Origin of the sequence: Actinosynnema sp. NPDC059797, assembly GCF_042732085.1 — a bacterium.
Taxonomy (GTDB): domain Bacteria; phylum Actinomycetota; class Actinomycetes; order Mycobacteriales; family Pseudonocardiaceae; genus Actinosynnema.
Genome location: NZ_JBHWIE010000283.1, coordinates 1 through 9229, shown reverse-complemented (window position 1 = coordinate 9229; position 9229 = coordinate 1). Strand labels below are relative to the sequence as shown.

The window sequence follows — 9229 nt, the reverse complement described above, 5'->3', positions numbered from 1 at the left end:
CGCTAAAGTCCCACCATGTCAGCGCCTTCCCTTCGTCTGCGCGCACTCGAACGGGACGACTTGCCCTTCGTCCACCAGCTCTTCAACGACGACCAGATCATGTCCTACTGGTTCGACGAGCCGTTCGAGGCGCTGGTGGAACTGCGCGACATCTACGACCGCCACATCCACGACGAGCGCGAACGCCGTTTCATCGTCGACGTGGACGGCGAGCCCGCCGGGCTGGTCGAACTGGTCGGCATCGTCGACGTGCACCGCACCGCCGAGTTCCAGATCATCATCGCGCCGCGGCACCAAGGGCGCGGACTCGCCGCCACGGCCACGAGGAAGGCCCTGGACTACGCCTTCGCGGTCCTGAACCTGCACAAGATCTACCTGATCGTGGACGTGGCGAACGAGAAAGCGATCCACGTGTACCGGAAGGCCGGTTTCCAGGACGAGGGAGTCCTGCGCGAGGAGTTCTTCGCGGCGGGGCGCTACCGCAACGCGTTGCGCATGGGGGTCCTGCAGCACGAGCACCTGGAGAGGATGGAGCGCGAGGCAGCGCTCTGAGCCGAGTCCCGGCGCCGGCTCGACCGTCGACCCGCCGGGCGGCGGGAGCGGACCTCGGCCGACCCGCCGCGGGCCCTTTGAACGCCCCGCCGTCCACGCCGCGAGCACGACACCGCGATGTTCACCTCGACGCCACGGGACCTTCGGCCCACCGCCCTTGAACGGGAGTCCCGCCCGTGTTGGGATTCCGGCGTCGTGCCGACGGACGGGATGTCGCGTGAACAAGTTGCTCGTCGCCGCCGGCGTCGCGGTGGTGGTGCTGCTGGCGGTGGTCTGGAGCGTCACGGCTTCGAACGACCGCCGGGAACGGCGGGAGGCGTTCGAACGGGCGTTGGTCGCCGGCGGCCACGCCGCCTCCTCGACGTGGGACGACGAGGACGGCAAGCACCAGTCCACCCAGTTGGTCGACGGCTGCCTGGTCGAGTTCGACGAGGTGTCCACCGCCGACGGCCGGGTGGCCTACGAGGTCGACGAGGTCCGGACCGGGTCCGCCAGGGTCGGGTTCGGCGGTGAGGACGAACTCGACTCCGGGGTGATCGGCGGTCGGAGCGCGTTCGGGATCACCCGGGCGGACCTGGTCGCCGCGCTCCGGACCGCGAACTACCCCTGCTTCCGCGAACAGCCCACGACGGCGAAGCGGTGAGCCCCGTGCGGGAGCCGCTGTCGCGGTGACCTCGTAGGCCGCTCGGGAGGCCGGTCGGGAGGCCGGTCGGGCCGCGTCAGGCGAGTTGGGTGATGGTGATGTTCGCGGGGCCGCTCGTGCCGGTGACGCCTTCGGGGGTGAAGCACTGGGCGGGCGTGGTGTTGAGCAGTGCCGCGGTCATCACCACGGCGGCCCCGGTGAACCTGCCGGCGGTCACCGTGCCCTGGTAGACCACGACGACCTCGTTGGCCGGGCGCAGCACGACGAGCCCGACCGCGGCGACGGTGGTGGTCTCGCCGGTGTTCCAGGTGATGGTCACGGTGATGGAGACGCCGCCGCCGAGGCAGGACACCAGGCCGTTCGCCACGATCGCGTACCCGCCGGAGGTGATGGCGGGCGACCCGGTGGAGACGCAGGGGCCGTAGTTCGCGCTGGAGGTGATGGAGACGACCCGGGGTTGCGCGGTCACCCCCGGCTGGTAGGTGTTGGCGCCGCTGCCCACGCAGGACAGCAGCTCGGTCGCCGCCCGGGCCGCGGGCGCGGTGACCACGACCCCGGCCGCCACCAGCACCGCGACGACGACGCCCGTCGACGATCGGCGCACCGCCGACAACAGCCCTGCGATCCCCGTCGCCCTCATCGGAGAACCCCCCACGTCCGGGACTCGGCCGGATCACACTGTAATCCCGCCGTGGCGTGCCGAACGGGCGAAAAACGAGGACACTCTCCGTGGGCGTTCGCCGGTGCGGGACCGCACATCTCGTCGTCGCGGGACTCGCGGCGGCGCGCCTACTCGCGGCGGTCGCCGTCCGGGTGCGCTCCCCCGTCGCCCTCGTCCCGCTGATCCCGACCGACCCGCTCGTCCTCCGACTCGCGCCCGTCGGGCGCCGGGCCGTTGGTCGCGGCGCGCCTCAGCCGCACCGAGGTGACGGCGTGGTGGGCGACCTCCAGCACCTCGATCGACCAGCCCGAGACGGTGACCCGGTCGCCGGGCCGCTCCGGGATCTCGCCCAGCACGAGCAGCACCAGGCCCGCCACGGTGGTGTAGTCGCCCTCGGGCGCGTCGCGCAGCTCCACGCCGAGGTCGACCAGGTCGTGCACCGGGAAGGTGCCCGGCAGCACCAGCGAGCCGTCCGCCTCGGTGCGCGCGCCCAGGACGTCGGGGTCGGTCTCGTCGTAGATCTCGCCGACGACCTCCTCAAGCAGGTCCTCCAGCGTGACGATGCCGTCCACCGCGCCGTGCTCGTCGACCACCAGCGCCAGCTGCTCGCGCTCGGCCTTGAACCGGCGCAGCGCGTCCGACACCCGCACCGAGTCCGGGAACACCAGCGCCTCCCGGGTGACCTCCACCAGGGAGGCCTCGTCGCGCAGCAGGTCGCGCAGGTGCACGATGCCCACCACGTCGTCCAGGTGCCCACCGCGGGCCACGGGCGCGCGGGAGTGCCCGGACGCGGCCAGCTCGGCGCGGGCGGCGGGCACGTCGAGGTCGGAGTCCAGCGTGACCACCGACCGGCGCGGCACCAGGACCTCGCGCAACCGCCGCTCGTGGATGTCCAGTGCCCCGGTGATGATCATGCGCTGCTCGGCGTTGAGGCCCCGCTGCGCCGACACCAGCTCGCGCAGCTCCTCGGCGGACATCTGCTCCGACTCGGTCTCCGGCTTGCCCCCGAACAGCCGGACCACGACGTTGGTGGAGGCGCTGAGCAGCCAGACGGCGGGCTTGGAGAACACCGACAGGGCGTTGAGCGGGCGGGCCACCAGCAGCGCCCACCGCAGCGCGTACTGCATGGCCAGCCGCTTGGGCGCCAGCTCGCCGAACACCAGGGTCACGAACGTCAGCACGACCGTGACCAGCGCGACGGCCACCCCGTTGGCCGCACCGCCCAGGAACGACAGCAGCGGCACGAGCGGCGCGGCCAGCGACACCGCCGCCGTCGCCGAGGCCAGGAACCCGGCCAGGGTGATGCCGATCTGGATGGTGGCCAGGAACCGGTTCGGGTCCCGCGCCAGCTTCACCAGGGTTCGGGCGCTCGCGCCGCCTTCGCGCGCCAAGGCCCGCAGCTGCCCCTCGCGCAGCGAGATCAGCGCCATTTCACTGCCCGAGAACAGCGCGTTGACCAACACCAGCACCGCGACCAGCGCGATGTTGAAACCGTAGCCGTCCACACCCACCCCGAACCCCGACCGGAAGTGGCACGGACGCTATCGCGTCGCGATCGATCCCACCGGGCCGAACCCCTGGTGGTGGGAGGGCGCCCACCACCAGGGCCGTGCCACGCGGGCGGCTACTTCGCCGCGCCCTCCAGGGCGACCAGCGCCGCGGCGAGCGCGAAGTGCTTGCTGGTGCCCAGGTCGCGGACGGTCTTGATCCCGAAGGCCGCGTCCAGCTTCTCCGCGTCGCCCTCGCTGACGCCGGCCAGCGCGGCGACGGGCGCGTCGAGCACCTCGGACACGGTCAGGCCCTCGTACGCCTTGTCCAACTGCGAGTCCAGGTTGACCGAAACAGCCACGGATGACATCCCTTCACGGGGGTGTGGATCATGACTTTGTCACCCTATCGGGTATTTGTCCGATTTGGTGACGCGGCGATCAGGGCGTTGCGGTGCCCGGGGGCGGCAGCACGTGGTGCTCCACGAGGTGGGTGAGCGCGTCGGGGTCGTCGGCGAGCTCCGGCAGTGCCGCAGGTGTGGCCCGCCGCAGCTGCATCCAGCCGACGTAGGCCGCGTACGCGGACACGGCCCGGTGCCGGGCCTGCCCGGCGGGGAAGCCGAGTTCGGCGTACACCTCGGCGAGGAACCCGACGCGGCGCCGGGTGACGCGGTGCAGCACGGGCGCCACCGCCGGGTCGTCGGCGTGCGCCACGAGCGCGGGCTCCAGCCCGTTGGTCGGGTCCTCGGTGATGGCGACGCGGAAGAGCTCCCGCAGCCGCTGCCGGGGCTCGGCGATGCCGGCCACCCGCTCGATGACCGCCTCGGTGCCCTGCAGCTCCCACCACTCCAACGCCTCGCGCAGCAGGGCGTTCCGGTCGGCGAAGTGCCAGTAGAAGCTGCCCCGGGTCACGCCGAGCCGGTGGGCGAGGGGCTCGACGGCCACCGCGCCGACCCCGCCTTCGGCCAGGGCCGCGAGCGCCGCGGTGAGCCAGTCCCGCTTCGAGAGCCGCCGCTTCGCCACCTCCGTACGGTACTGTACGGAGGACCGTACAGGGGTGTACGGAAAAGAAGGGGGAGGTCGTGATGACCGTGCCGGCCCTGCTCACCGCCGCGGCGCTGGTGCTGATCGGCGCGCTGCACGTGGTGTGGACGTTCTCGCCGTGGCCGCTGCGCACGCGCGAGGAGTTCGCCCGCCGGGTGGTGGACGTGCCCGTGGACAGGCTGCCGACACCGGCCATGACGCTCGGCGTGGCCGCGCTGCTCGGCGCGGCCGGCTACCTGGTCGCCGCCCGAGCCGAACTGGTCACCGCGCCGGGACCGTCGTGGCTGCCCACCGCGGGCACGGCAGGCGTCGCCGCCGTGCTCCTGCTGCGCGGCACGGCCGGACTGGTGACGTCCTCCCGCCGCACCACCGAGTTCGCCCGACTCGACCGGCGCTACTACTCACCGCTGTGCCTGACCCTGGCCACGTCCTGCGCCGCCCTCGCACTGGTCCACCCCGCAGCCTGACCAGCGTCGGAACCACCGGAGCCGACGGCACGCACGCGCGCCCACGACCGGATTGCGATAGCGGCGCGCAGCACGTCGGCCCGACCGGTCCCGATCCGCGCCCACGGCGTTCACCGAAGGCGACGGGAGCCGCTTCACGCCACTCCTGGACTACCTCCGCCGACCGCCCGCACCGGCCGCGCCCCCGTAGCGGTGTCACTTCGGGCGGGAGCCGTTCCGGGCACCGCCGCCGGCGCGCGCGACATCGCGCCCCGCCCCTGTCCGCCACAATGTTCTCGGTGATGGCACGCACCGGCCCGGAGAACGCGCGCGCGTGGATTGTCGCACGATTCCGCCGCCCTCGCAGACATCCCGTCGAAGAACGCCGAATTCCGGTTCGACAGGTCAATACGACCTGCGTAGCTTCGCGGTGGAAAAACGAATCCCCGGGTGCTCCGCACCTGCCCGACGGAAGGTCGTGCTGTGAAAACGAGGAAAGTTGTCGCGGTGCTGGCGCTGGTCATCGGATCTGCGGTGTCGACCGCACCCGGCGCGATGGCGCGGAGCGACGCCTGGACGCACCCGGACGGCGTGGCCAGGATGACCTACGACGACGGCACCGACACGTACCGGGTGTGCGACACGAAGACCGACGACGTGGGCGTCTCCGGCCGGCTCAACGTCCGGCAGCCGGACGGGAGCTGGAACCACTTCGCCTGGGTGCGGGACGGGAACGGCAACAACAGCGACTGCACCGGCAACAACGTCGACGTGGTGCGCGAGTCCGCCGACTACACGTTCACGATCTGCCAGCAGAACACCGCCGAGGGCGCGCGGTACAACTGCGCCACCTCGCCGCGCATCGCCGGGGACTGACCGCCGGGCGGCCGCTTCGGCGGCGTCGCGCGGCCGCCGACCACGAGCGAGGTGGCGCACGGTCGGGTCCGGGACCGTGCGCCACCTGGCGCGGACCACCGCACCACCCCGCCGGTCGCCGGCCCGGTCGGGCGCGGTTGCGCCCGACGCCGGAACCGCGTTGCACCGTTGCTACCACCGCGTTCGACCACTCGGAACGTTCCCGCATTGCACGAAAAGGTTCCTTGACGTTGCCGTGAACGGTTGCGATCCTTGATTCGCGCGCCGATGCCCCATCGTCCGCAGGCAGGGGCATAAAATGGTCGTGGACATGTCTTTCCTGATCGCGGATCCGAATTATTACGAACCGTGGGACACCATTGATCCCGGTGTGCGCCTTTCCCCCGCGCGGTTGCCCGAGGGGTGGACCCGGCTGCGCGACGGCGCGTGGACCCACTGGGGACCGCCCGGGCTCGTCCTCCCCGACCAGGGCTGGAAGGTGCACGTGTCCAGCTCCCTGCGCAACGCGCGGGCCGTGCTGGCGGTCGTGTCCTCGGCGTGCGCCGAACTCGGGGTGCCGTTCAAGCACCTCGCGGGCGAGCGCACCTTCCTCATCGCGCACGACAAGCACGCCGCCAGGCCGCAGAGCGGCAAGTTCTGCACCCTGTACCCGCCCACCGAGGAGTGCGCGCTGCTGCTGATGAGGCGCCTGTCGGCGGACCTGGCCGGGGTCGACGGGCCGTTCGTGCTCACCGACCGGCGCTTCGGCGACAGCACGTGCGTGTCGTACCGGTACGGCGCGTTCCGCGGCCGCAGCAGGGTCGACGCGGACGGCAACCACGTGCCGGTCATGACCGGTCCGGGCGGGGAGGTCGTGGACGACGAGCGCGGGCCCTCCTTCCGCCTGCCGCAGGGCGTGTCCGACCCGTTCCGCGAGACCGCCCCCGCGCGCGCCGCCGGACCGGTCACCCTGCACGGCTACGCGTTCGACTCCGTGCTGCGGCACAGCAACGCCGGTGGCGCCTACCGGTTCCGCACCGGCGAGGGCACCGCCGTGTTCGTCAAGGAAGCGAGGGCGCACAACGGTTACACCGCGGACGGCGTCGACGCGAAGACCCGCCTGGCCGAGGAGTACCTGGTGCTGCGGCAGGTGCACGCCCGCGCGCCCGGCGTGTGCCCCCGGCCGGTGGAGTTGTTCCACCACTGGGAGCACAGCTACCTCGTCTCCGAGTTCATCCCGGGCGTGTCGCTGTACCGGTGGATGGTGACGAACAACCCCGCGGTGCTCGACCACGCGGACGCGGCGGCGTACCCCCGGTACCACGAACGCTGCCTCGCGCTCCTCGACCAGCTCGACGCGCACCTGCGCGCGCTGCACGACCTGGGTTTCGCGTTCATCGACCTCAGCCCCACCAACGTCCTCGTCGACGAGGAGGACCGCGTCCGGCTGGTCGACTTCGAGGCGGTGCAGCCCACCGACCGCGTGCGGCGGTACATGGGCACGCCGGGCTACCTGCACCCGGACGCGCGGGCGCTGGCCGAGCGCGACCCGGAGGAACTCGACCGGTACGGGTTGTCGGCGTTGGCGCTGCTCCTGCTGTTCCCGCTGCACGAAGTGGCCGAACGCCACCCGGCCGCGCTCGACCACCTGCACGCGGACCTCGCCGAGACGGCCCCCGTCGAGCCGCGGTTGTGGCGGTGGGCCACGCGCTGCCGCGAACGCACCGGAGAGACCTCCGGGGACACCCGCCTGCCCACCCCGTCCGCCGTTCGGGCGGACCCCGTCGCCGTGCTGCACGACCTCGCCGAGCGGACCGCCGACGCCATCGAGGAGGTGGCGCGGCCGGACCACCCGGCGCGGGTCTACCCGACCATCCCGCTCGGGCACCACACGAACACCCGGGCGTTGGCCGCGGGCACGGCGGGCGTGCTGCACGCGCTGCGCCGCGCGGGCCGCGCGGCGGACCCGGCGATCGTCCGGAGGCTGCGGGACGAATCGCTGGAGCAGGCCGGGACCACCGCGCCCGGCCTGCTCCACGGCAGCGCGGGCATCGCGGGCGTGCTGGCCGAACTCGGCGAGGAGGACGCGGCCGGGAGGCTGCTCGACGAGGCGGTCGCACACCCCCTCAACCACACCTCCAGCACGGTGGGCGGCGGCGCGGCGGGCACCGCGCTCGGCCTGCTGGCCCACCACCGGCGCACGGGTGAGCAGCGCTGGCTGGACTCGGCCTCGGAGCTGCTCGAACGCGTGCCGGACGGTGACGAGCTGACCGCCCGCCTGGGCACGTCCACCCGCTCCGGGCTGGTGAGCGGGCGGGCCGGTGTGGCGCTCGCGCTGTACCACCTGCACCGCGCCACCGGGGACGACCGGCCGTTCGCACGCGGCATGCGGCTGCTGGGCGAGGAACTCGCCGACGCCGTCCCCCTGCCGGGCGGCGGCGTCGGCTTCCGCGTCGCCCGCGGCGACCGGCGCGTCTACCCCTACCTGTTCGCGGGCAGCGCGGGTTACGCCCGGGTCCTCTCCCGCTTCCTCGCGCGCCGGCCGGACGCGGAGTTCGGCGTGCCCGTCGACGTGGACCTCACCGCCGGCGAGGTGCTGTCGCGCTGCCTGGACGCGTGCACGGCCCGCTTCACCGTGTTCCCCGGCCTGTTCCCCGGACTGGCGGGCCTCGTGACGACGCTCGCCGACGCGGGCAGGCGGCTCGACCGGCCCGACCTCCTGGACGCCGCGCTGACCAGCGCCCGCGGCCTGGTCAGGTACGCGGTGCCGCACGGGAGCGGGGTGGGCTGGCTCGGCGAGCCGGGTCAGCGCGTCTCAGCCGACCTGTGGTCGGGCGGAGCCGGTGTCCTGGTCGCCCTGCGACTCCTGCTCGACGCCCTCCGGACCCCCTCGGCGCCACGTCGGGGGAACACCGATGCACCGGGTGAAGGGAGTGATCAGCGTGGAGGAAGTCCTGCTCTTGCAAGCTGAGGTGCCGCAGGAGGACGAACTCATGGCCTGCAACGTGCTCACCATGAGCAGTCGAGGCAGCGTCTGCCTGTGACGCCGCCGGGCGTCGTCGCCCGCCGGCACCTCGCCCGGCGAGCGACGGCGCTCCCCTCGTCACCTCCGCACGTGGGTGCCCGGTCCTACCGGCCGGGACCGCCCCGACCCGGGGTCGCCCCGGCGGTGCTCCGGGAGAAGTCCTTCGTGCTGGGCACCAGCGCGGCGGCGGCCGGGGCCAGGAAGCACATGACCGCGCAAACGCCCAGCACCGCGGTCACCCCGAAGGCGTCGACGGCGGGCGCGATGAGCGCGAGCCCGATCGGGGCCAGCCCGTAGGACAGCAGGAAGTCCAGCGAGGAGACGCGGGCCAGCTTGTCGGGTTCGACCTCGCGCTGGGTGGCGGTGAACCAGGGCACGTTGAACAGCTGGATGCCCATCCCGGCGACCACGTACGCGGCGACGACCACCAGCCAGTGCACCGGGAGCAGCAGCGCGAGCGGCGCGAACCCGTAGCAGGCCGGCGCGGCCAGCGTGGTCACCCGCACGGCCATCGAC

The 9229-nt window shown here is 72.9% G+C and carries 9 protein-coding genes and 1 pseudogene; 5 read left to right on the top strand and 5 right to left on the bottom strand.

All coding sequences use genetic code 11. The annotated features are described in order from the left end of the window. The first annotated feature begins 15 nt into the window (after positions 1 to 15). A complete protein-coding gene (speG, locus tag ACFV4N_RS34465) occupies positions 16 to 552 on the top strand; it encodes a spermidine N1-acetyltransferase (RefSeq protein ID WP_499676848.1) in 537 nt (178 codons plus the stop codon). Between the two features lie 217 nt (positions 553 to 769). Continuing rightward, complete coding sequence (locus ACFV4N_RS34460; protein ID WP_499676847.1) at positions 770 to 1195, top strand: hypothetical protein; 426 nt, start codon at positions 770 to 772, stop codon at positions 1193 to 1195. Between the two features lie 76 nt (positions 1196 to 1271). Here ACFV4N_RS34460 and ACFV4N_RS34455 read toward each other — a convergent pair whose 3' ends face one another. The 4 genes from ACFV4N_RS34455 to ACFV4N_RS34440 form a co-directional block, all read right to left on the bottom strand. Then, positions 1272 to 1835 carry a hypothetical protein gene (locus tag ACFV4N_RS34455; protein WP_499676846.1) on the bottom strand — a complete coding sequence of 188 codons (564 nt, stop codon included), beginning with the start codon at positions 1833 to 1835 and terminating at the stop codon, positions 1272 to 1274. Positions 1836 to 1984: 149 nt separating this feature from the next. After that, positions 1985 to 3361 carry a hemolysin family protein gene (locus ACFV4N_RS34450; protein ID WP_499676845.1) on the bottom strand — a complete coding sequence of 459 codons (1377 nt, stop codon included), beginning with the start codon at positions 3359 to 3361 and terminating at the stop codon, positions 1985 to 1987. A gap of 119 nt (positions 3362 to 3480) precedes the next feature. After that, positions 3481 to 3714 (bottom strand): hypothetical protein, encoded by a 234-nt coding sequence (locus ACFV4N_RS34445; protein WP_499676844.1) that lies wholly within the window; start codon positions 3712 to 3714, stop codon positions 3481 to 3483. A gap of 70 nt (positions 3715 to 3784) precedes the next feature. Beyond that, positions 3785 to 4366 (bottom strand): TetR/AcrR family transcriptional regulator, encoded by a 582-nt coding sequence (locus ACFV4N_RS34440; protein ID WP_499676843.1) that lies wholly within the window; start codon positions 4364 to 4366, stop codon positions 3785 to 3787. A 62-nt stretch (positions 4367 to 4428) separates the two neighbouring features. On the opposite strand from ACFV4N_RS34440, the gene ACFV4N_RS34435 reads away from it, so the two are divergent. The 3 genes from ACFV4N_RS34435 to lanKC all read left to right on the top strand — a co-directional run bounded on the left by ACFV4N_RS34435 (position 4429) and on the right by lanKC (position 8659). Further along, positions 4429 to 4854 (top strand): DUF3995 domain-containing protein, encoded by a 426-nt coding sequence (locus tag ACFV4N_RS34435; RefSeq protein WP_499676842.1) that lies wholly within the window; start codon positions 4429 to 4431, stop codon positions 4852 to 4854. A 462-nt stretch (positions 4855 to 5316) separates the two neighbouring features. Continuing rightward, positions 5317 to 5709: a hypothetical protein gene (locus ACFV4N_RS34430; RefSeq protein ID WP_499676841.1), complete on the top strand. Its 393-nt coding sequence runs from the start codon at positions 5317 to 5319 to the stop codon at positions 5707 to 5709. Positions 5710 to 6019: 310 nt separating this feature from the next. Next, complete coding sequence (gene lanKC / locus ACFV4N_RS34425; RefSeq protein WP_499676840.1) at positions 6020 to 8659, top strand: class III lanthionine synthetase LanKC; 2640 nt, start codon at positions 6020 to 6022, stop codon at positions 8657 to 8659. 158 nt (positions 8660 to 8817) lie between these two features. Here lanKC and ACFV4N_RS34420 read toward each other — a convergent pair. Next, positions 8818 to 9229 (bottom strand): annotated as a pseudogene (locus tag ACFV4N_RS34420) (hypothetical protein); the annotation flags it as partial.

Coding starts and splice junctions, on each gene's coding strand:
- ACFV4N_RS34445 (WP_499676844.1), bottom strand. CDS start 3,714: ATGTCATCCGTGGCTGTTTCGGTCAACCTGGACTCGCAGTTGGACAAG.
- speG (WP_499676848.1), top strand. CDS start 16: ATGTCAGCGCCTTCCCTTCGTCTGCGCGCACTCGAACGGGACGACTTG.
- ACFV4N_RS34455 (WP_499676846.1), bottom strand. CDS start 1,835: ATGAGGGCGACGGGGATCGCAGGGCTGTTGTCGGCGGTGCGCCGATCG.
- ACFV4N_RS34435 (WP_499676842.1), top strand. CDS start 4,429: ATGACCGTGCCGGCCCTGCTCACCGCCGCGGCGCTGGTGCTGATCGGC.
- lanKC (WP_499676840.1), top strand. CDS start 6,020: ATGTCTTTCCTGATCGCGGATCCGAATTATTACGAACCGTGGGACACC.